19 protein-coding genes are annotated in these 21096 nt (G+C 38.6%); 14 read left to right on the forward strand and 5 right to left on the reverse strand.

Features of this window, described 5'->3' with window-relative positions; genetic code table 11:
• Window positions 1-37: 37 nt before the first annotated feature.
• Window positions 38-1996, forward strand: a complete 1959-nt coding sequence (gene ispG / locus HDE68_RS22075; RefSeq protein WP_183884405.1) for a (E)-4-hydroxy-3-methylbut-2-enyl-diphosphate synthase — start codon at window positions 38-40, stop codon at window positions 1994-1996.
• Window positions 1997-2022: 26 nt separating this feature from the next.
• Here ispG and HDE68_RS22080 read toward each other — a convergent pair whose 3' ends face one another.
• On the reverse strand, window positions 2023-2853 hold the full coding sequence (locus tag HDE68_RS22080) for an alpha/beta hydrolase family protein (protein WP_183884406.1): 831 nt from the start codon (window positions 2851-2853) through the stop codon (window positions 2023-2025).
• A 172-nt stretch (window positions 2854-3025) separates the two neighbouring features.
• On the opposite strand from HDE68_RS22080, the gene hemA reads away from it, so the two are divergent.
• The 11 genes from hemA to HDE68_RS22135 all read left to right on the forward strand — a co-directional run bounded on the left by hemA (window position 3026) and on the right by HDE68_RS22135 (window position 14482).
• Entirely contained in the window at window positions 3026-4252 is a 1227-nt protein-coding gene (gene hemA, locus HDE68_RS22085) for a glutamyl-tRNA reductase (RefSeq protein ID WP_183884511.1), read from the forward strand.
• A gap of 170 nt (window positions 4253-4422) precedes the next feature.
• Window positions 4423-6003, forward strand: coding sequence for a hydroxymethylbilane synthase (gene hemC / locus HDE68_RS22090; RefSeq protein ID WP_183884407.1), 1581 nt, complete (start codon window positions 4423-4425; stop codon window positions 6001-6003).
• A gap of 18 nt (window positions 6004-6021) precedes the next feature.
• A complete protein-coding gene (gene hemB / locus HDE68_RS22095) occupies window positions 6022-6990 on the forward strand; it encodes a porphobilinogen synthase (RefSeq protein ID WP_183884408.1) in 969 nt (322 codons plus the stop codon).
• Between the two features lies 1 nt (window position 6991).
• Window positions 6992-8365 (forward strand): glutamate-1-semialdehyde 2,1-aminomutase, encoded by a 1374-nt coding sequence (gene hemL / locus HDE68_RS22100; protein ID WP_183884409.1) that lies wholly within the window; start codon window positions 6992-6994, stop codon window positions 8363-8365.
• A gap of 58 nt (window positions 8366-8423) precedes the next feature.
• Window positions 8424-9290, forward strand: coding sequence for a sensor histidine kinase (locus tag HDE68_RS22105; RefSeq protein WP_183884410.1), 867 nt, complete (start codon window positions 8424-8426; stop codon window positions 9288-9290).
• A gap of 5 nt (window positions 9291-9295) precedes the next feature.
• On the forward strand, window positions 9296-10003 hold the full coding sequence (locus tag HDE68_RS22110; RefSeq protein ID WP_041887337.1) for a response regulator transcription factor: 708 nt from the start codon (window positions 9296-9298) through the stop codon (window positions 10001-10003).
• Window positions 10003-10527: a tetratricopeptide repeat protein gene (locus tag HDE68_RS22115; RefSeq protein ID WP_183884411.1), complete on the forward strand. Its 525-nt coding sequence runs from the start codon at window positions 10003-10005 to the stop codon at window positions 10525-10527. Before HDE68_RS22110 ends, HDE68_RS22115 begins: the two co-directional genes overlap by 1 nt.
• A 6-nt stretch (window positions 10528-10533) precedes the next feature.
• Window positions 10534-11556, forward strand: coding sequence for a uroporphyrinogen decarboxylase (gene hemE / locus HDE68_RS22120; protein ID WP_183884412.1), 1023 nt, complete (start codon window positions 10534-10536; stop codon window positions 11554-11556).
• Window positions 11556-12104: a protoporphyrinogen oxidase HemJ gene (gene hemJ, locus HDE68_RS22125; RefSeq protein ID WP_183884413.1), complete on the forward strand. Its 549-nt coding sequence runs from the start codon at window positions 11556-11558 to the stop codon at window positions 12102-12104. Before hemE ends, hemJ begins: the two co-directional genes overlap by 1 nt.
• Window positions 12105-12545: 441 nt before the next feature.
• Entirely contained in the window at window positions 12546-13370 is an 825-nt protein-coding gene (locus HDE68_RS22130) for an outer membrane beta-barrel protein (RefSeq protein ID WP_183884414.1), read from the forward strand.
• A 119-nt stretch (window positions 13371-13489) separates the two neighbouring features.
• Complete coding sequence (locus HDE68_RS22135; protein WP_183884415.1) at window positions 13490-14482, forward strand: ABC transporter ATP-binding protein; 993 nt, start codon at window positions 13490-13492, stop codon at window positions 14480-14482.
• Between the two features lie 12 nt (window positions 14483-14494).
• Here HDE68_RS22135 and HDE68_RS22140 read toward each other — a convergent pair whose 3' ends face one another.
• Window positions 14495-14896, reverse strand: coding sequence for a hypothetical protein (locus HDE68_RS22140; protein ID WP_183884416.1), 402 nt, complete (start codon window positions 14894-14896; stop codon window positions 14495-14497).
• A 324-nt stretch (window positions 14897-15220) separates the two neighbouring features.
• Between HDE68_RS22140 and HDE68_RS22145 the strand changes: the two genes are divergently transcribed.
• Window positions 15221-16102, forward strand: coding sequence for a M12 family metallopeptidase (locus tag HDE68_RS22145; RefSeq protein WP_183884417.1), 882 nt, complete (start codon window positions 15221-15223; stop codon window positions 16100-16102).
• Window positions 16103-16235: 133 nt separating this feature from the next.
• Window positions 16236-17093, forward strand: coding sequence for a cupin-like domain-containing protein (locus HDE68_RS22150; RefSeq protein WP_183884418.1), 858 nt, complete (start codon window positions 16236-16238; stop codon window positions 17091-17093).
• Window positions 17094-17230: 137 nt separating this feature from the next.
• Here HDE68_RS22150 and ilvA read toward each other — a convergent pair whose 3' ends face one another.
• The 3 genes from ilvA to leuB are packed head-to-tail and all read right to left on the reverse strand — an operon-like array spanning window position 17231 to window position 21092.
• A complete protein-coding gene (gene ilvA, locus HDE68_RS22155; protein WP_183884419.1) occupies window positions 17231-18481 on the reverse strand; it encodes a threonine ammonia-lyase IlvA in 1251 nt (416 codons plus the stop codon).
• Window position 18482: 1 nt separating this feature from the next.
• A complete protein-coding gene (locus HDE68_RS22160) occupies window positions 18483-19991 on the reverse strand; it encodes a 2-isopropylmalate synthase (protein ID WP_183884420.1) in 1509 nt (502 codons plus the stop codon).
• Window positions 19992-20000: 9 nt separating this feature from the next.
• Window positions 20001-21092, reverse strand: coding sequence for a 3-isopropylmalate dehydrogenase (gene leuB, locus HDE68_RS22165; RefSeq protein ID WP_183884421.1), 1092 nt, complete (start codon window positions 21090-21092; stop codon window positions 20001-20003).
• Window positions 21093-21096: the final 4 nt, after the last annotated feature.

Consider the following 21096-nt stretch of genomic DNA (forward strand, 5'->3'; position numbering starts at 1 on the left):
TTCACTTACAAAACTTAATCTTTATCTTTGTACCAGTATGGAAAACGTATCAGCACAAAAAGAGTTAGACGGGGGATATTGTAATCATTTGAATCAGTACTCCAGGTTCTTAACACGTGAGGTTTCTATAGGGGATATTCCTATGGGTGGATTGAATCCGATCAGAATACAATCTATGACCACTACCGACACGATGGATACCATCGGGACTGTTGAGCAGACGATCAGGATGGTAGAATCTGGATGTGAGTATGTAAGGATTACAGCGCCAAGTATGAAAGAGGCAGAGAACCTTGCCAATATCAAAAAGGAACTGCGTTTTAGAGGGTATAATGTCCCTTTAGTAGCTGATATACATTTTACGCCCAATGCTGCGGAAGCTGCTGCCCGTATTGTTGAAAAAGTAAGGGTTAATCCGGGTAATTATGCGGATAAAAAGCGTTTTGAGAATATAGAATATACACAGCAGGCCTATCAGGCCGAGCTTGATCGTATTTATAAGAAGTTTTCACCACTCGTGAAAATATGTAAAGAATATGGTACTGCGATGCGTATTGGTACCAATCATGGATCTTTATCAGACAGGATCATGAGCCAGTACGGAGATACTCCCCGTGGGATGGTAGAATCGGCTATGGAATTTATGAGGATCTGTGAAGATCTGAATTATTATAACCTGGTGATCTCCATGAAAGCGAGCAATACGCAGGTTATGGTTCAGGCCTACCGTTTACTGGTTGAAACTATGGTTAAGGAGGGGATGAATTATCCGCTTCACCTTGGGGTTACTGAGGCTGGTGATGGTGAAGATGGCCGGATTAAATCTGCAGTTGGTATCGGGACTTTATTAGAGGATGGTTTAGGAGATACAATCAGGGTTTCTTTAACTGAAGATCCGGAATTTGAGGCTCCGGTGGCCAAAGCTTTAGCTGATCGTTATGCTAAAAGAGGTCAGCCTGCAGTAATCAATGAAAGAATCGAAATCAGGGATTTACCCTATGATCCATATGCGTATAACCGCAGGCTAACTGTTCCGGTACAGCATATCGGTGGGCATCATCATCCGGTAGTTATGCTGGATGTATCTTCAAAGAATTTAAAAGATCCTTATTTCTTAGCTGAAGCAGGTTATAAATATAGTGCTGGCCTGGATAAGTATAATATGGCTGATCAGGCTTGTGACCTGGTTTATTTAGGGGATGCATTGCCTTCTTTTTCTTTTCCGGGGAATCTGCGCCAGATCTATAATTACAGAACATGGGAGGGGTTAAAGGATAAAAATAATTGTCATCCATTAATTAAACTGGAAGATTATGCCTCAGTCCCTCTAAAGGATGCTGTGCTGAACCTGGTTAGCGTAAATGCAAAATCTTATAGCAAAGTATTGTTGTCACTGCTGGATGAAACAGTTGTGCTGGTACTGGAAACTTCTTCAGAACAGGGAATGATGGAGCAGCGAGACTTTTTTGTTGCCTTGCTTCAAAGTGAAAATCGAATTCCTGTGATCATTAAGAGGTCTTATGCTGCGATTACTGCGGATGATCTGCAATTATATGCCGCTACAGATTTGGGCGCTCTGTTTACAGATGGCTTTGGAGACGGGGTTTGGATTGATGCACCCATGACAGTAGGGCTTCCAATTATGAATTCCACAAGTTTCGGAATTTTACAGGCTACCAGAACCCGAATCTCTAAAACAGAATATATTTCCTGCCCTAGTTGTGGCAGAACGCTTTTTGACCTGCAGGAAACTACACAGCTTATCCGCTCAAGAACAGATCATTTGAAAGGGATTAAGATTGGTATTATGGGCTGTATTGTAAACGGACCAGGTGAGATGGCTGATGCCGACTACGGTTATGTAGGTACAGGCCCGGATAAAATCACTTTATACCGGGGTAAAGAGGTCGTTAAAAAGAATGTCAGTTCTGCTTTTGCACTGGATGATTTGATTGAACTGATCAAAGAAGACGGCAATTGGACAGAGGTGAAATAAGATCAGGAAGCCCTGATCTATTTAAATTATAGATCAGGGCTTTTTAAAAAGGAAAGGCTTTTTTCACAAACTTCTAATAATTGAGCAGGTAATTCTTTTTCTGTGTAAGGGTGGTTTGCTCCATATACATGATTTCCCCCTTTGATTTTTTGTAATTGTGCCCTTGGCTGAGCCTGGGCCAGTTGTTGCGCCACACTGAATTTTACATTTACATCATCATCGCCGTGCAGAATGAGCCAGGGGATTTTAACCTTTGCTGCGGCATGAAGAATATCAAACTCTTCTCTGTGTGCCTTAAAATCTTCCAGTAGTGTGCTGTTAAGTGGCATCTTTTCTTTAGTTCTTGCATTTTCAACGAAAATTCTTCCGGAAGTTATCCACTCTTCTTCCTGTTCTTTCTTCCACAGAGAACTAAAATCTGCAATTGCAGACCAGGTAATGATTTTATGAATCCTTTCATCGGCCATGCCTTTAAGCACCACTAAAGCACCTCCACGGCTATGTCCAATCAGGTATATAGGGGTCGCAGGATAAGTATGAGCAATATAATTGAGCGCAGTATCTACGTCTTTTAACTCCATACTTACTGTGTTTTCTGCAAAAGCATAAAGATCAGTCACATCATCGGGCCTTTGTGCTGTAACGCCGCTGTGGCTTAAATTAAATTTGAAATATCGGTATCCCCTGGTTGCGAAAAAGGAAGCAACAAGGTTATGTGCGCCCCAGTCTTTAAAACCTTTGAACCCATGTACAAATAATATACAGGGTTGATTTGTATGTTTATCGTCATATGTAAGGTCTCCGGAGATGGTTTTATCTTTAGAACCTGATAAAATAAACTGCTCTTTTTTAATCATAACTTTCTTTTATAGCTGGTTACCTATATTAACAAACATAGTGAACCCTTGTTTAATCTATGTGTTGTTTAATTTAAAATCGTTCTAAATTGATCTTAATTACAGCATAATGACAGACACTATGGGCGGTCTTGTTACTTTTGTTTCCACTATAAAACAACACAAACCCAAATTGGAATATTTAAAGATACTTGCTTTCACTCATAAACAAATTGACTTAAAGTCTTTAGGGAAATTAGTTATCTGTGAGCAGACACTGGATGATAGGCTAAAGAATATTCAAAATGAACTGGATGTAAAAGAAATCTTTTATATCGGTACATGTAATCGCGTTGAGTTTGTTTTTACCACTGCACACGAATTAGACCGTGAATTTATCCTTCGTTTCCTGACTGTGCTTGACATGGGATTACCGGAAGCTTACATGGACAGATTTCTTGAAAACGTTTCTGTTTATGAACAGGTGGAAGCTTTCAATCACTTACTACGCACTTCCTGCTCACTGGAAAGTCTGGTAGTAGGAGAGAAAGAAATCCTTGCCCAGGTACGCCGGGCTTATGAAGCATGCCGTGTTTCTGGCTTTACAGCCGATTATATGCGGATGATCATGAACCGCGTCGTTAAAACAGCAAAGGAAGTTTATACCCATACGAATATCTCAAAAAACCCGGTTTCGGTAGTGTCTTTAGCTTACCGCAAATTAAGGGACCTCACTATAACTGCCAGCTCAAGAATCCTGATTATAGGGGCTGGTGAGACTAACAAGAATTTAGCACAATACCTTAAAAAGCATAAATATTCTAATTTTTCTATCTTCAACAGAACGGTAGAAAATGCAGAATCTCTTGCAAAAGATTTAAATGGTATCGCTTATCCATTAACAGCACTGGAAAACTTCGATCAGGGATTCGATGTGATCATTACCTGTACCGGTGCTACTGAACCAATCATCACAGAAGAAATTTACCGTAAACTGCTTAACGGCGAAACGGGTAAAAAAGTTATTGTAGATCTTGCAATTCCTAATGATACTGCACCATCTGTTATTCAAAACTTTCCTATACACTATATTGAAGTGGAATCTTTAAAAGAGATTGCCCGCAAAAATATCCAGGAACGTTATGACGAGCTGGTTAATGCAGAACAAATCATCGATCAGAATATCAAAGAATTTGATTTAGTACTTCGTCAGCGCAAAATAGAAATTGCAATGAGTGAAGTTCCTCAAAAGATTAAAGCAATTAAAAGTAAAGCACTGGATATTGTTTTTGCAGATGAGATCAATACCCTTGATGAAAACTCAAGACTGGTTCTTGAAAGGGTGATGGATTATATGGAAAAGAAATATATTAGCGTACCGATGATCATGGCAAAGGAAATTCTTGTGAATAACAGCTAGCCTTCCGGGTAGATTAGTCAGCACAAATACATTATTTGTTTATTATTTAAGACTATAGCTCTTTTAGGTTAAATTTGCGCCAATCTAAATACGTGATAGCTACAAAAGCTTAAGTCAACGTTGTTCATTAACGGTTGATGGAAGCTTTATAAAAGAACAATTATATACTGATGAAAAAACTTATTATCGGAACAAGAGGCAGTGATCTTGCATTATGGCAGGCCAATTTTACGAAAGACAAACTTGCGGAAATTGGTTTTGAAGCAGAACTCAAGATCATTAAAACCCAGGGTGATAAAATACTAAACCTGAGGCTGGATAAACTTGAAGGAAAAGGTTTTTTTACCAAAGAGCTTGAAGAAGAACTATTAGGCGGCAGTATTGACATTGCCGTACATTCCCATAAAGATTTACCGACTAACCATCCTGCAGGATTAACTATTGCGGCAGTTTCCGGCCGTGAAGATCCTTCTGAATTATTACTGATCTTAAAAGACTGTGTTGATCTTACGCAAAAACTTTCTTTGAAAACCGGTGCACAGGTAGGTACTTCATCCAACAGACGTAAAGCGCAATTACTTGCGCTAAGAACAGACCTTAATATTGAAGATCTGCGTGGTAACGTAAATACCCGTATTCAAAAATTGAGAGATGAAAATTATGATGCTATTTTACTGGCAAAAGCGGGGGTAAACCGTTTAAATCTTGATTTATCTGAATTTCATGTGGAAGTTATTGATCCTACTGAATTAATTCCTGCACCTGCACAGGGTGTATTAGCTATCCAGATCAGAGAAAACGATCACGAATTGTATGATATTCTGCAAAGAATACATGATGCAGCTACTGCGGAAGAAATTGGTGTGGAACGTAAAGTCCTGAATATTTTTGAAGGTGGCTGTCATATGCCTTTAGGCTGTTACTGCAAAAAGGAAAATGGAAAATATGAGGTGTGGACCTCAAAAGCATTAACAGCTGACGATTTTCCAAATCGCTTATTCTTTAGAGTAGATAGCGTGGAAGGACTGGCCGAAAAGATCGTCTCTAAATTTGATGCAGAGAGAAAACTGCCGGCAAGGGTATTTATTTCCAGAGAAATAGGGGAGCATAATTATTTTAGAAGAGCATTGGAGGCTAACCAGATAGAAATAGAAGGAAGATCACTGATCCGTACTTTTCCTATTGTGAACGTACTGGACCCTTTTTATCTTAAACATATCAACTGGATCTTTTTCAGCAGCCGTAATGGGGTAGAATACTTCTTTAAACTGAAACCAGTATTACCTAAACATACCAAATTTGGCGTAGTAGGCAGAGGATCTGCAGATGCATTAAGGAAACATGGTCATAAAGCTGATTATGTAGGTGAAAGTGGTGATATTACTGAGGTTGGTGAAGATTTTGCAGTATTGGTCAGAAACCAGACTGTTTTATTCCCTCGTGCTCAGGACTCACTGTTAAGTATTCAGAAATCTCTGAATGAAGACACTAAAATTATTGATCTGCCTATCTATGAGACAGTCATAGAAGAAAATATAGACCATACCTATGCTGATGTATTGATCTTTACCAGCCCCTCTAATGTAGAAGCTTATTTTGCTGATAACTTACTGGACCCGGGACAAAAGGTAATCGCTATAGGAAATTCAACAGGAAAGAAATTTGAGGAAATGGGGGTAGACTATGTACTTCCTTATTCTCCTGACGAAATCGGACTTGCAGAAGCGGTATTCGGAATTGATATTAAATAAAAAAAAGAGAGGTTGATTATGTTGCACCGTCCACGTAGATTAAGAAAGAACCCAATTGTAAGAGAGATGATGGCCGAAACAAAACTGTCGAAAGACATGTTTGTTTATCCATATTTTATTGTTCCGGGTAACGGAGTGAAACATGGTATTGATTCCATGCCTGGAGTAAATCATTTTTCGACAGATCAATTGATCAGAGATGTTGAAAAAGGACTGGAGCTTGGTGTAAATAAAATCATGCTTTTTGGTGTGGGAGATGAAAAATCTGAGGATGCACGTTCTGCATACCATGATCATTCATTAGTACCTGCTGCTGTTCGTGAATTAAAGAAAAACTTTGGTGACGATTTATATGTAGTTACCGATGTTTGCGTTTGTTCTTATACAACACATGGACATTGTGGTATTCTGAAAGATGATTATGTGCAGAATGATGAAACCGTAGAAGTGATTGCTAAAATGGCGTTGACACATGCACAGGCCGGAGCAGATATGTTAGCACCATCAGATATGATGGATGGACGTATCGGTGCCATGCGTAATTTACTGGATCAGCATGGTTATGTAAACGCAGCGATTATGTCACATGCCACTAAATTTGCTTCTGCTTATTACGGGCCGTTCAGGGAGGCTGCGGATTGTGCGCCAAGTAAGGGTGATAGAAAAGCTTATCAGATGGATTTTAGAAATCCTGAGGAAGCTTTGCGGGAGGCATTGCTGGATCAGCGTGAAGGAGCAGATGTATTAATGGTGAAGCCGGCATTAGCTTACATGGATGTAATTCATAACCTGAAACAAAATACAGATTTGCCTATTGCCTGCTATAATGTATCAGGAGAATATGCAATGGTCAAAGCAGCTGCTCAAAAGGGCTGGATTGATGAACAAAAGATAGTAATGGAAACTATGTATGCTTTTGCACGTGCGGGAGCAAGTATAATTACCACTTACCATATAAGAGATATTGTAGAAAAGAACTGGATGTAATATGTTAGAATCGTTAAAAAAGATGTTTTCCGGCAACGAAGGAGATATGCCTGTAAATACTGGAAGTAAACCAGATATTTCAAGAGAGAAATCCAAAGAGCTGTATGAAAAGGCAAAAACTTATTTTCCTGGCGGAGTTAATTCACCAGTAAGAGCGTTTAAATCTGTTTACGGAACACCATTATTCATTCAAAAAGGTGATGGATGTTTTGTCTGGGATGCTGATGGAAATCAATTTATTGATTTCTGCGGTAGCTGGGGACCTTTAATTCTGGGGCATAACCCAACTAAAGTAAGAGAAAAAGTGATCGAAACGATGCAGAATGGCATGAGCTTCGGTGCACCTACTGCTTTGGAAAATGAACTGGCAGAACTGATTATCAAAAACAATAAACACGTAGAAAAGATTCGTTTTACGAGTTCTGGTACTGAAGCAGTGATGTCTGCAATTCGTCTGGCACGTGGTTATACCAAAAGAGATAAGATCCTGAAATTTGAAGGCTGTTATCATGGCCATAGTGATTCACTCTTGGTAAAAGCAGGTTCTGGCCTGGTTACTTTTGGTGAAACGTCATCTCTGGGCGTACCTAAATCTTTTGCTGAAGAGACTATTGTTATTCCTTTAAATGATACAGATGCTTTAACACAGGCTTTTGCTCAGTTTAAAGACCAGCTGGCAGCAGTAATTATTGAAGGTATTCCTGCCAATAACGGATTGCTGATACAGGACCCCGCTTATATAGAGTTCCTTCAAAAAATCTGTAAGGACAATGGTACATTACTGATTTTTGATGAAGTGATCACTGGTTTCCGTTTAGGTTTTGAGGGGGCTGCGGGTTATTATAATGCTAAACCGGATATCGTCACTTATGGTAAGATACTAGGTGGCGGTTTACCTGTAGGAATGTATGGTGCATCTGCAGAAATCATGGGACATATCTCTCCTGACGGTGGTGTTTATCAGGCTGGAACTTTATCAGGAAATCCTGTAGCTATGGCAGCAGGTATCGCCCAGCTGACTGAGTTACTTAAATCTGGTTTCTACAAAGAACTGAATGCAAAAGCTACTGAATTTGCTGAAGGTATCCAGCGTTTTGCTACCGCAAGAAGTTATAAATTCAAAGTGTTTCATGTAGGTTCGATCTTCTGGTTCGCTTTTACAGACAAGGATAAAATCCAGTGTGCAGAAGATATTGATGCCGCAAGCATGGAGAAATTTAAAATAATGCACCGTGAATTGTTAAACAGAGGGATTTATTTAGGCCCTTCTGGTTATGAGGTGGGATTTGTTTCTGCTGCACACACAAAAATTGAATTAGAAAAGGCTAAAAGAGCAATTCTTGAAGCTTTGGACATTGTTTTTAGGAATAAATAAATTAACAGTATATTTAAGAGCTGTTTAGGTTTAAACAGTTTCAAGAGGTTTAGAAATTTTGAAGAAATCAATCATCATATTTTATTTCATGCTGCTGTACTCACTGGTACAGCTGATCTCCTGGGGAACGCTTGTCGTTAAACTTCAGCCTTCCAGAATGGCTATGGTCATGGGAGAGGGGTCTGTGTTTTTGTTTCTTCTGTGTGTAGGGGCATATTTCCTGCATCAATCGATCAAAAAAGAAGATCTTTTGAGAGAGCAGCAGCAAAACTTTCTGTTATCTGTTACACATGAACTTAAATCACCATTGGCAGCAATTAAACTGTCGCTTCAAACGATTGTGAAACGTGATCTGGATAAGGCACGTCAAACTTCTTTACTGAACAATTCATTAAAGGATATTGAGCGCCTGGATGATCTGGTTGAAAATATGCTGCTGGCTACAAAAATTGAAAACCGCTCGTATTCCTTCCCTAAGGAAGAGTTTGATTTTTCAGAACTGGTTACCAAAATAACTGACAGGTTGCAAATTCATTCTTGCGGATGTGAACAGGTTATTAATCCTGTGATCCAGCCGAATGTAAAAGTTATGGGAGATCCTTTTACGCTTTCTTCTGTAGTAACTAACCTGGTAGAAAATGCGGTAAAATATTCTGGCCCATGTGCTGAAGTGGGAGTTGAACTGGGAATGCGTGATGGACATCCTTTCCTGAGTGTTTCTGATAGAGGGCCCGGTATTCCTGATGCGGAAAAAATGCTCATATTTGATAAGTTTTACCGTGTTGGTGAAGAAAATACAAGGAAAGCGAAAGGAACGGGGCTGGGATTGTTTATAGTAAAAGAAGTTTTGCAAAAACATGACGCTGATATCAGCGTCAGAGACAATGTACCGCAGGGTACAATTTTTGAAATCACATTTAGTTGATCATTATGCAACAGAAATTAAGAATTTTATTGGTCGAAGACGAAGACCATTTATTAGATGCTATAAAATTAAACCTTGAATTAGAAGGTTACAAAGTCCATGCAGTAAAGGATGGTAAAACAGCTTTGAAGATCTTCAAAGAAGAACGTTTTAACCTGATCATTCTGGATGTGATGCTTCCTGAAATGGATGGCTTCCAGGTTTGTGAAACTATACGTTTGGAAAATACTGAGGTTCCTATCTTATTTTTAACGGCTAAAAACACAAGTGAAGACCGTGTAATGGGCCTTAAAAAAGGTGCTGATGATTACCTGGTTAAACCTTTCAATTTAGAAGAACTGATCTTAAGAGTTGGTATCCTGGTTAAACGCAGCATGAAATCTGACGATTTAAAGGAATTGAATTCTTACAAAATCGGAGAGAAAACTATCTATTTCAATTCATTCGAGCTGAAACAGGATGATGGTGTAATCGTTCCATTAACTAAAAAAGAAACGATGCTGCTTAAATTACTGATTGAGCGTAAAAACGAAGCAGTTTCGAGAGAGCAAATCCTGGAAACAGTTTGGAATTATGATGTTTATCCTTCGACACGTACAATTGATAACTTCATCCTTACTTTCCGTAAGTATTTTGAACCAGATCAGAAAAACCCGGTTTATTTCCACTCAATTCGTGGTGTAGGCTATAAATTTACGGATATTCATAACTAATGTATAACGCAAAAGGCAGGTATGCTCTGATGGCAATTTTTGTTATTGCCGCTGGAGTGTGCCTTTTTTATGACCAGCAACAGCTGGCAGTGATTTTAGGTTTAATGACCGGATTTGTAATCTGGAGTCATTTCAAGAGCAGCTCCATCTTAATTGCGTCAAAGTATTTTAAAGATGGTAATTATGATAAAGCTGAACAATTATTAGCCGAAGTCCCAAATCCGGACCGTCTTGCCAAAAACAGACGTGGTTACTATGAATTTATGATTGCCAATATTGCGCTTAAAAAGGAAGATTACCAGGCTGCTGAATATCATTTTCAGGTAGCCAGCCGTTTTCCTCTGGGCACAAAAAGTGATAAGTCTTTTGTATTGATACATCTGGCTAACCTTGCACTGCGCAAAAAAGATAAAGTAAGAGCATTGGCCTATGCCGACAAAGCAAAGGACCTTGCAAATACAGAGAGAACGAAAGAGATAATTAATAAAATAGAAAAAGAAGCAAATAGCTTACCAACAAATTAAGATTAGATGAACACTTTATTTTTAGATGCAGCATGGTCCAAACAAACTGAACGCCCACCCGTATGGATGATGCGTCAGGCTGGTCGTTTCATGCCGGAATATTGGGAGATTAAAAACAAGTATTCATTCTTAGAGATGTGCAAAACGCCTGAAATTGCCGCTGATGTAACGATGTTGCCAGTAGAATTATTAGGCATTGATGCTGCTATTTTGTTTTGTGATATATTGGTTACCGGTGAGGCAATGGGTGGCGATCTTAGCTTTACGCAAGGTATAGGTCCTCGTTTTGCAAATCCTGTACGTACATTGAAAGATGTAGAAAATTTGAATGTAGATTGTCTGGATCAGCTTGAGTATGTTGCTGATGCGATTAAAGTTATTCAACAACGCTTAAACGGAAGTATTCCGCTAATTGGTTTTGCTGGTGCCCCTTTTACCGTAATGAGCTACCTGGTTGAAGGTGCTTCTTCAAAAGATTTCAAGCTTACAAAATTATTGATGCATAATCATCCGGAGGTTGCTCATAAATTGTTAGCTAAAATTGCTAAGGTAACTGCCGATTATCTGAACCTGCAGATTGCTGCCGGGGTAAATGCAATACAGATTTTTGATAGCTGGGCAATGGCTTTGTCATGGAATGACTATCAGGAATTTTCTCACCGTTATATCCAGGAGATTATTGCTAATCTGAACAGGAAAGATATCCCTGTGATCTCTTTCTGTAAAGGAAGTTCTGTGTTTGCACCGATTATGGCTACTGCAAAACCAGATGTAATTTCTGTAGACTGGAATGCTGATTTATTAAATATTAAACAAGCTTTACCAGCTGGTATTGCTGTTCAGGGTAACCTTGATCCACATATTTTATATGCTGAGAAACCGGTTATTAAAAAACATATTTTGCAATTGTTTGAACGTATGCGTGGGGAAAATGGATTTATATTCAATTTAGGTCATGGTATCATGCCTGATATTCCTTTTGATAACGTGAAGTATGCAATTGATTTCATTAAAGAATTCCGCTATTAATGGGTCAGTATTATCCATACGTACTTTCTGTCCATATCATCTTTGTGGTGAGCTGGATGGCAGGTTTGTTTTATAGCGTCCGCTTGTTTATTTATCATACGGAAGCGAATGACCGCCCTGATCAGGAAAAAGAGATTCTTCAAAAGGAGTTTATTAAGATAGAACATAAGCTTTGGCATATTATTACTAACCCTGCAATGACTTTTGCTGTTCTTGCAGGAATAGGTATGATTTGTATCAATCCGGATTTGTTAAAGACTCCCTGGTTACATGTGAAACTTGGCTTTGTTTTGTTATTGCTGGTTTATCATTTTATATGTCAGCGGATAATGAAGCAGATGAAGAAAGGGATTTTTAAACTGAGTTCTTTTAAACTGAGGTTATGGAATGAGGTGGCTACGGTTTTACTGGTCGCGATCGTGTTTACTGTGGTACTGAAAAGTGCGGTTGACTGGGTTTATGGTTTGATCGGATTGATTGTGTTTTCGGGGGGGATTATGACAGCGGTTAAGTTGTACAAGAATTATCGCCAGAAACGCGGGGAGTAGGATTTAAAAAGGGAAATAAAAAAAACCATGCAGTATTTCGGCTGGCATTCATCTGAAGGGACGAATGAGGCTCGAAATACTGCATGGTTTTTTTTATTTCTCTGAGGGAAGTCCTGCTGTTTAGACGTTTACCGGAGAGAATTGCTTGTCTGGTGTGTGGGTTAGTGGATAGTTGTTTAAGAGGATAGCTTAAAGAAGATAAATTAAGAAGAATAGATTTTGAAGTAATTTTATAGGAGATCGGTATATTTTCTTTTTTGTGAAACATATGATGGCGTTGAGCATCTATTAGATGGGAGAATACTTAAATTTAACTTGCGGGGCACATAGCTTACAAGATGCCTCTCTTGTTTAAACTTTGGATGCATAGGTGATAAGAATTGTAGATAATTAGAGAACAATAATTGATAGAAATAGGTTAATAGATAAGATACAAAGAATATGAAGAAGAATTTACTAATGACTTTATTGTTTAGTGGTATGATGGGCCTGACCTGTTTAACTGCGGCTGGACAAGAAATAGATACGACTGTGGTTACGGGGCAGAAGATTGCTGGAAATTCAGTGAAGGCCCGGAAATACAACTTAAATTTATCTTTTGGACGAAGTGAGGATAGTGTAAAGAATGAATCAGCCCCTACAGGACGCTTTGGATACGGAATTACTTTTACCAGACTGGATATTGGTTTTTCAAGATTAATTGATAATGGCAGTTTTAAGCTTTCTCCTAAGAATGATTTTTTGGATTACAGAGGGATTAAGACAAGTACGGTATCATTTGATATAGCGTATTTTGGTTACCGCTTTAATCCTAATTTCAGGATATATGCGGCTGCAGGATTCGACTGGACACTGATACGCCTGAATAGAAATATTACTATTCAAAAGAATACACCGGATCTTACTTATGTAGAGGAACCGATCGATTTTAGTAAGAATAGGTTTTCCAGTAGTTATGTGCATATTCCACTGAATTTTGAGTTCAGGACTAAGGAGAATCAAAGGGGCAAAAGATTTTATTTTGTGGTAGGACCCGAGGTTAGTTTCCTGCTGAATGGAAAGGTTAAGCAGATTAGCGACGAACGCGGTAAACAGAAGTTCAGAAATGATTACGATTTTCAAAAAGTTCGCCTGGGCGGAACATTGAGAGTCGCTTATGCCGGAATCGGTTTATTTACCAAATATTACTTTAATGATATGTTTGATACTGAGGCACAGAAAGGACTTAAAAATATGTCTTTTGGTATTACTTTCGGAATTCACTAGGGTATACATAAATAATAGGGAACCTCAGGACAGTTATGTTCTGAGGTTTTTTTGTGTCATAAGGGATTCAATTCTGTACGGATACTAGGTAATTTGTGCCTGAAACGTATCTTTACCCTGTGGACGAAAATATTATCAGCGTTAGACAGCTAACTAAAAAATATCAGACTGAACAGGCTTCAGGAATCAGAAATATCAATTTTGACATTAAACGCGGAGATATTATCGCAGTAATAGGCGAAAGCGGAAGCGGGAAATCTACTTTGTTAAAATCTATATTTGGTTTACTGCAGGTAGATGAAGGAGAGATATTGTTTAATGGTAAACGCGTTTTAGGCCCCCATGAACAGCTTATTCCAGGGCACAAGGAAATGAAGATTGTGACTCAGGATTTTTCGCTGAATATCTATGCCAAGGTATATGACAATATTGCTTCGGCTCTCTCTAATACGAATGTGAAAGCTAAGGAAGAGAAGACGGTTAAGATGATGGAACATTTGCATATTGATCATCTGAGAAATAAAAAGATCACTGAATTAAGTGGCGGTGAACAGCAACGCGTGGCTATTGCCAGAGCTCTGGTTACTGATACAAGTGTTTTGTTATTGGATGAGCCTTTTAGCCAGGTTGATGCTTTGTTAAAGAATCAGTTGCGCGCTGATATTAAACGCATAGCTGCTGAAACCGGGGTAACAGTGATTATTGTATCACATGATCCTGCTGATGGTTTATTTCTGGCCGATTCGCTATTGTTAATGAAGAATGGCACCCTGATTCAACAGGGAAGGCCGGCTCATGTATACAATCACCCTGAACATATTTATACTGCGCAGTTATTAGGGAATGCGGTTGTTCTGAAGCTGGAGGATGCACTAAAATTAGGTCTCCACGCCAAAAGCCCGTCTGTAGTCTTTTATCCTGAATGGGTAGAGCTTACGAGTGGCTGGAATAGTAAACGTTATGAAGTGAAGGATGTTTATTATAAAGGTTTTTATGAAGAACTGCTGCTGGAAAGAAATGGTGTGGTGATCAGGGCTATTCAGCTGAACAGGGGAGAGCATAAAAAAAACGACCACGTTCAGGCGAACATTGGTCGTTTTCTTGAGTTTTAAATCTTTTATTTTTTATAAAGAGGAAGTTATCAAAACTATCTTTAATCTGGCTGTTGCAACTGGTCTTACGGGTGTATTCTGGTTACCACTGTTTTGTAAGTATACAGTAATAAATCCTGGCTCATAAGTGTAGCTATAGCTTTGACCATTGTCTACAAATGGCATTTTATCGTAAAGATCATTGTTTAATCTGGAGATACTTGCTGCTACTTCATCATTATCAAAGGTAGCCTTATTAATCTCATTCACAGGAATGTCAACACTAAGTGTGCGGTTGTCGGCACTCAAAACCCAGTCACCTGGAGCTATATATTTTAAAATAGTAGCATTAGATAGTGGTAAGATTGTTTCTTTTTTACAAGAAGATAATCCAATCGCTGTTATTGATAAGAGTAATAGTATGTATTTTTTCATATTTGTGTGTTTCTTGTTTAGTTAGCAAATGTATTGCCAAGTTTTTAAATAGGAATTAATTTAACAGATTTTGGCCTTTTATCCTTATGGAGGGTGTATGGTTTTATGTCTCTTAAGTAAATATAATGTTATTGATCTAAAAACGGGTGCCTATCAATTGATTTAGTTTGATCAATACTTATTATATGATGTTATCAATAAACCCTATTGACAATAGACTATCTTTTTATTACCATTTCAATCATTCTATACCGGATTATTTTAAAAACTGTTAAGTTTATTAAATAGCTATGTAATAAATTTTTTACCTAAAACCCAAAACCTATGAAAAACAAAACCTTATTAATTGCGCTTGCTTTTGCAGCATTGACCAGTGCATGTAAAAAACAAAATGAGCAGAGTGCTCAAACTGCTGATACTAAAAATGATGATTGCCATTGTGCCGTTGAACAGGCTTCTCCGGAAATCAAAGGGGAGGCCATTACTTTTGGTCAGGGAAATAAAACCGTTCGGCTAACCAAAAAGAATGATCAGTTTGTTATTGGAGGAGATATTCTATTAAACAATGACCAGGTTGCTTATCTTAAGCATCAATACGACCCTAAAGGAACAGCCACAGAGAGTACATTTATTGACTATTTGAGCAAAAGATGGACCAATGGTATTGTTTATTATTCAATTGATGCAAATGTGCCAAATCAGGCCAGAATTACAGATGCAATAGCACATTGGAAAGCAAAAACTAAACTGACCTTTACACCACGCACTACACAGGCCAACTATATCAGGTTTGTTGTCGGATCTGGCTGTTCTTCTGCCCTTGGAATGGCTGGAGGAGCCCAGAAGTTAAATCTCGCATCCGGCTGTTCAACTGGTAATGCTATCCATGAAATAGGTCATGCCTTAGGGTTACTGCATGAACAAAGCAGAACTGACCGTGACGATTATGTAATTATCAATAAAGATAATATTGAACCTGGTCTTGAACATAATTTCGATACCTGGGAAGACAGAGGTTATACAGGCGGCCAAACCGGTGCTTTTGATTTTGGATCTATTATGATGTATCCTTCAAGTGCCTTTTCAAGTAACGGAAAACCAACAATTACAAAACTTGACGGGTCAACTTTTACTACACAAAGAAATGCGCTGTCAGCTGGTGATTTAGTCGGTTTCAAGTTCTTATATCCTGATTACGCATTGTAAAAACGGGCTTATAATGAATAGGTATACTCAAGGCAGCCTTCGGGCTGCCTTTGGTGTTTTTACTGCCTTTTGTTAGTTTGTAAATGATAATTTTTATACAGTTATTTGTTATCAATTAATAGCTCAGTTCTTTATGGAAATTCAAAGAAAATCTAACATCAGCTATGAGGAATTTATGGAAGAACACCATAATCCTGGTATCCCTGTAATTCTAACAGATGCGACGAAAGTCTGGAAGGCAAATGGCTTATTCACTCCCGATTGGTTCCGCCAAAACTATCCGGATAAGGATAGTGATGTAATCAATAAGGAAACAGGAAAACCTTACAAAATGAAAGAGGTAATGGACCTTGCTGAGCAGAGTTCTGAAGAGAAACTAGCTCCCTATCCGCTTACTTTTAATATCAGTAAAGAAATTCCTGAAATGCTGGATTTGCTTTTACCACTTAATCTTGGTTATGCAAAACCAAACTGGCTGGAAGATAAGTCATTTAAACGTGGAAACTGGGGCGGCATTATCGAACTTTTTGTAGGTGGGCCCGGAGGGAAATTTCCTTATGTACATAAAGATTATTATCATTTGAGTGCATGGATTAATCAACTTTATGGAGAGAAACAGTTTACAGTTTTTCCACGCGGACAAGAGAAATTCCTATACGCCACCGAAAAGAACCAATGGCGTTCAGAAGTCAATGTCTTTAATCCTGATTTTGATAAACATCCTGAATTCAGACATGCTACGCCTATTAGTTTTAAAGTAGGCGCTGGAGAAACTTTATATATTCCTTTTGGCATCTGGCATACGGCACATTCCCTGTCACCAACAATTTCTGTAGCCTTTGACCAGCTGAACAGCAAAAACTTTCCTTTATTTATGAATGATGTCTGGAATTTTAAGAAGGAAGGAAGTAAACCTAAAGCTATTGCTGCTTATTTATATGCACTGGCTTCAGGAATGAAATGCAGATTAAAAGAAACTACCAAAGCCTGATTTAAGATCGTATTATAAAATAACGGCTAAGCCAATTAATAAGCTTAAGATAAAATGTAAAATTAAAGGGATTCCATTTGGAATCCCTTCTTGTTACCAGATCAAATCCGGATTTGAAAATCAGAAATAATAATTAATTATACCAGGTATTCAAAGAGTGTCTGATCATCATTCAGATCAATCACTTCAAATTTAAATTCTTCCATTCGCTGTTTCAAAGAAGCATAGTCAGTACTTTCCTGTAACTCTATACCTACAAGTGCAGGACCATTCTCCCGGTTTGTCTTTTTGATAAACTCAAAACGGGTAATGTCATCATGCGGGCCTAATACATTATTGACAAATGATTTCAAGGCACCTGGTCTTTGTGGAAAACGTACGATGAAATAATGTTTCAGACCTTCAAAAAGCAATGACTTTTCTTTAATCTCCTGCATTCTCTCAATATCATTATTACCGCCGCTCACGATACAAACAACTGTCTTACCTTCGATTGTATCTTTCAACTGATCCAGTGCAGCTACAGCAAGCGCACCTGCAGGTTCCACAACGATTGCATCCTCATTGTATAGTTTTAGGATAGTTGTACAGATTTTACCCTCAGGGATCAATAACATCTGATCCAACAGTTCACTGCAATACTCAAAAGTGAGATTACCCACACGTTTTACAGCCGCGCCATCTACAAAACGATCAATATAATCCAGGGTAACCGGGCTGCCAATTTTTAAGGCCTGATTCATCGAAGGAGCACCTTCGGGTTCTACCCCGATCAGCTTGATCTCCGGGTTGATATTCTTAAAATAACTGCCTACTCCAGAAGCAAGGCCACCACCACCGATAGGCATTACAATGACTTCAGTTTCGGGCAGGTCCTGATAAATCTCAACACCTACTGTGCCCTGACCTTCAATAACTTTGATATTATCAAAAGGTGGAACAAAGACCATCTGATGCTCAGCAGTATAGGCCAGAGCTTCTTTCATACAGTCATCAAAAGTATCACCGACAAGCACAATTTTGATGTTATTTCCACCAAACATCTCTGTTTGCTTTATTTTTTGTCTTGGTGTAATCTCCGGCATAAATATAACACCTTGTATATTCAGCTTTTTGCACGAATAAGCTACGCCTTGTGCATGATTTCCAGCACTGGCACAAACTACACCACGGCTGGTCTGACTTTGATCAAGTGTACTGATCATATTATAAGCACCACGTAATTTATAAGAACGTACCACCTGCAAATCCTCTCTTTTTAAATAGATTTTTGCATTATATTTTAAAGATAATCCTTCATTATACTCCAGTTGGGTACGTTTAACGGTGCCTGCAATACGTGCAGCAGCAGCTTCAAAGTCCAGTTCTACTTCTTTTTCCAGTTCCATGTTACAAGAATTTATTTAATGCGTCCAGATAAGCATCGGCCGATGCCCTAACGATATCAGTGCTGAATCCATAGCCTAAATAAGAGCGCTCTTCGAAAATGACTCTCATATTCACTTTACTGATATCATCACTGCCACCATGAATGGCCTGAATAGTAAATTCTTTTAGCTGAATATCTTTATCAATGATACTTTGTATAGCTTTAATAGTCGCATTCACCGGACCATTACCTTCCGCTTTTGCTTCTTGTTCTAAACCTTCATATTCAAGTTTTACAGTTGCTGAAGGTAATTGTGAATCTCCACAAACTACATTCAAAGAGTTCAGTTTATAACCATTTTTATAAGTATGCTCTTCTCCGTCACTCATCAATGATAATAAGTCATCATCAGAGATTTCTAATTTCTGATCTGCAAGAAGAAGGAACTTCTCATATACCTGATCAAGATTAATTTTCTCAATCACATAACCTAATCGCTCAAGGTGATGTTTTAAGGCATGACGGCCGCTTCTTGCCGTTAATATAATTCCTGCTGCATCAATCCCAACATCTTCAGGGTTGATGATTTCGTAGTTCTCCCTGTGTTTAAGGAAGCCATCCTGATGAATACCAGAGCTATGTGCAAAAGCATTCTGACCAATAATTGCCTTATTCGGCTGCACCGGCATTCTCATCATACGGCTCACTTTAGCACTGATCTCACTGAAATGTTTAGTGTTGATATTGGTTTTCAGGTTCAGGGCATGGTGTGTTTTTAAAACCATAGCCACCTCTTCCAATGCCGTATTCCCGGCACGTTCACCAATACCATTAATGGTACATTCTACCTGACGGGCACCATTAAGTACTCCAGCTAAAGTATTTGCTGTAGCCAGTCCTAAATCATTGTGACAGTGTACAGAGATAATTGCCTGGTCTATATTTTTAACATTTTCTTTTAGATAAAGGATTTTTGAACCATACTGTTCAGGCAGACAATAGCCATTGGTATCCGGGATATTTACCACTGTTGCACCTGCTGCGATTACAGCTTCAATCATCTGCGCTAAAAATGCATTGTCTGCACGGCCAGCATCTTCTGCAAAAAACTCAATGTCCTCTACAAATCGTTTCGCATACTTTACAGCCTCAACAGCACGTTCCAGAATATCTTCACGGGTACTGTTGAATTTATATTTGATATGCATATCAGAAGATCCTATCCCGGTATGTATTCTAGGGCGTTTAGCATATTGTAAAGCTGCTACTGCAGAATCTATGTCTTTTCTGTTTGCTCTGGTCAGTGCGCAAATAATAGGTTCACGAACTGCTTTAGACAATTCTACCACACTCTGGAAATCACCAGGACTTGAAATCGGGAATCCGGCTTCAATTACATCTACGCCAAGGGCTTCCAGTGCTTTGGCAATTTCTATTTTTTCTGGTGTAGAAAGCTGGCAGCCCGGAACTTGTTCCCCGTCACGAAGGGTTGTGTCAAATACATAAACTCTATTAGGATCGTGTAGCATAGTCATGGTTTAGTTAGTGTAAGTTTGTTGTGTGATGAATTTTAAGACGAGTTTACCCATATCCTTAGTACCTAATACTTTGTATGGACTGGTACTATCATCTGCGATGTCACTGGTTCTGTAACCTTCTTTTAATACTTTGTCAACCGTTGAAATAATGAGTTGAGCTTCTTCTTTTAAGCCAAAACTGATTTCCAGCATCAGGGCAGCAGAAAGGATTGAAGCCAGCGGATTAGCCAGGTCTTTACCAGTTATATCATGTGCAGAACCATGGATAGGCTCAAAAAATCCAGTTCCGTCGCCTACTGAAGCAGAAGCAAGCATACCCATTGAGCCTGCAATTTGTGAAGCTTCATCAGTTAAGATATCACCAAACAGATTTGCCGTTAAGACTACATCAAACTGTTTAGGGTCTTTAATCAATTGCATCGCTGCATTATCAACAAATAAGTGCTGTGTTTCTACTTCCGGATATTGTTTAGCTATTTCCTGAACAGTTTCTCTCCATAATCTTGAACTTTCAAGAACATTTGCTTTATCAACAGAACATAATTTTCTGCCACGCTGCATTGCAGCTTCATAAGCTTTATGCGCAATGCGTTCTACTTCATATTTATGATAGATCATCAGATCTGATGCGGTATTTTTATCTTCAGATCTTGTCTTCTCCCCAAAGTACACGTCACCTGTAAGTTCTCTGAAAAACAGGATATCGGTACCTCTTAGGATATGTGCTTTGATACTTGATGCATTCAATAATTCATCAAATAATAAAATCGGGCGCAGATTAGCATATAATCCCAGTTCTTTACGGATTTTAAGCAAGCCTTGTTCCGGACGCACCTTTAAAGAAGGGTCATTATCATATTTGGCATGGCCGACAGCTCCAAACAGGATAGCGTCACTTTTCCTTGCTTTTTCCAGCGTTTCATCAGGTAAAGGATTACCTGTTGCTTCAATAGCTGCATGTCCCATCAACGCTTCATCAAAGATGAACTCATGGTCAAAAACAGTTGCTATTTGCTCTAGAACAGCTTTACCCCAATGGGTAACTTCGGGCCCAATACCATCTCCTGGTATAACTAATATGTTTTTCTTCATTTTA

The sequence above is a fragment of the Pedobacter cryoconitis genome (genome assembly GCF_014200605.1).
Taxonomy (GTDB): Bacteria; Bacteroidota; Bacteroidia; order Sphingobacteriales; family Sphingobacteriaceae; genus Pedobacter; species Pedobacter cryoconitis_B.

Bases quoted from the DNA above. Each gene is read 5' to 3' on its own strand.
- HDE68_RS22115 (WP_183884411.1), top strand. From the start codon at position 10,003: ATGTATAACGCAAAAGGCAGGTATGCTCTGATGGCAATTTTTGTTATT.
- HDE68_RS22110 (WP_041887337.1), top strand. From the start codon at position 9,296: ATGCAACAGAAATTAAGAATTTTATTGGTCGAAGACGAAGACCATTTA.
- hemL (WP_183884409.1), top strand. From the start codon at position 6,992: ATGTTAGAATCGTTAAAAAAGATGTTTTCCGGCAACGAAGGAGATATG.
- HDE68_RS22140 (WP_183884416.1), bottom strand. From the start codon at position 14,896: ATGAAAAAATACATACTATTACTCTTATCAATAACAGCGATTGGATTA.
- hemC (WP_183884407.1), top strand. From the start codon at position 4,423: ATGAAAAAACTTATTATCGGAACAAGAGGCAGTGATCTTGCATTATGG.
- hemE (WP_183884412.1), top strand. From the start codon at position 10,534: ATGAACACTTTATTTTTAGATGCAGCATGGTCCAAACAAACTGAACGC.
- HDE68_RS22130 (WP_183884414.1), top strand. From the start codon at position 12,546: ATGAAGAAGAATTTACTAATGACTTTATTGTTTAGTGGTATGATGGGC.
- ilvA (WP_183884419.1), bottom strand. From the start codon at position 18,481: ATGGAACTGGAAAAAGAAGTAGAACTGGACTTTGAAGCTGCTGCTGCA.
- HDE68_RS22145 (WP_183884417.1), top strand. From the start codon at position 15,221: ATGAAAAACAAAACCTTATTAATTGCGCTTGCTTTTGCAGCATTGACC.
- HDE68_RS22160 (WP_183884420.1), bottom strand. From the start codon at position 19,991: ATGCTACACGATCCTAATAGAGTTTATGTATTTGACACAACCCTTCGT.
- HDE68_RS22150 (WP_183884418.1), top strand. From the start codon at position 16,236: ATGGAAATTCAAAGAAAATCTAACATCAGCTATGAGGAATTTATGGAA.
- leuB (WP_183884421.1), bottom strand. From the start codon at position 21,092: ATGAAGAAAAACATATTAGTTATACCAGGAGATGGTATTGGGCCCGAA.
- hemJ (WP_183884413.1), top strand. From the start codon at position 11,556: ATGGGTCAGTATTATCCATACGTACTTTCTGTCCATATCATCTTTGTG.
- HDE68_RS22080 (WP_183884406.1), bottom strand. From the start codon at position 2,853: ATGATTAAAAAAGAGCAGTTTATTTTATCAGGTTCTAAAGATAAAACC.
- hemB (WP_183884408.1), top strand. From the start codon at position 6,022: ATGTTGCACCGTCCACGTAGATTAAGAAAGAACCCAATTGTAAGAGAG.
- ispG (WP_183884405.1), top strand. From the start codon at position 38: ATGGAAAACGTATCAGCACAAAAAGAGTTAGACGGGGGATATTGTAAT.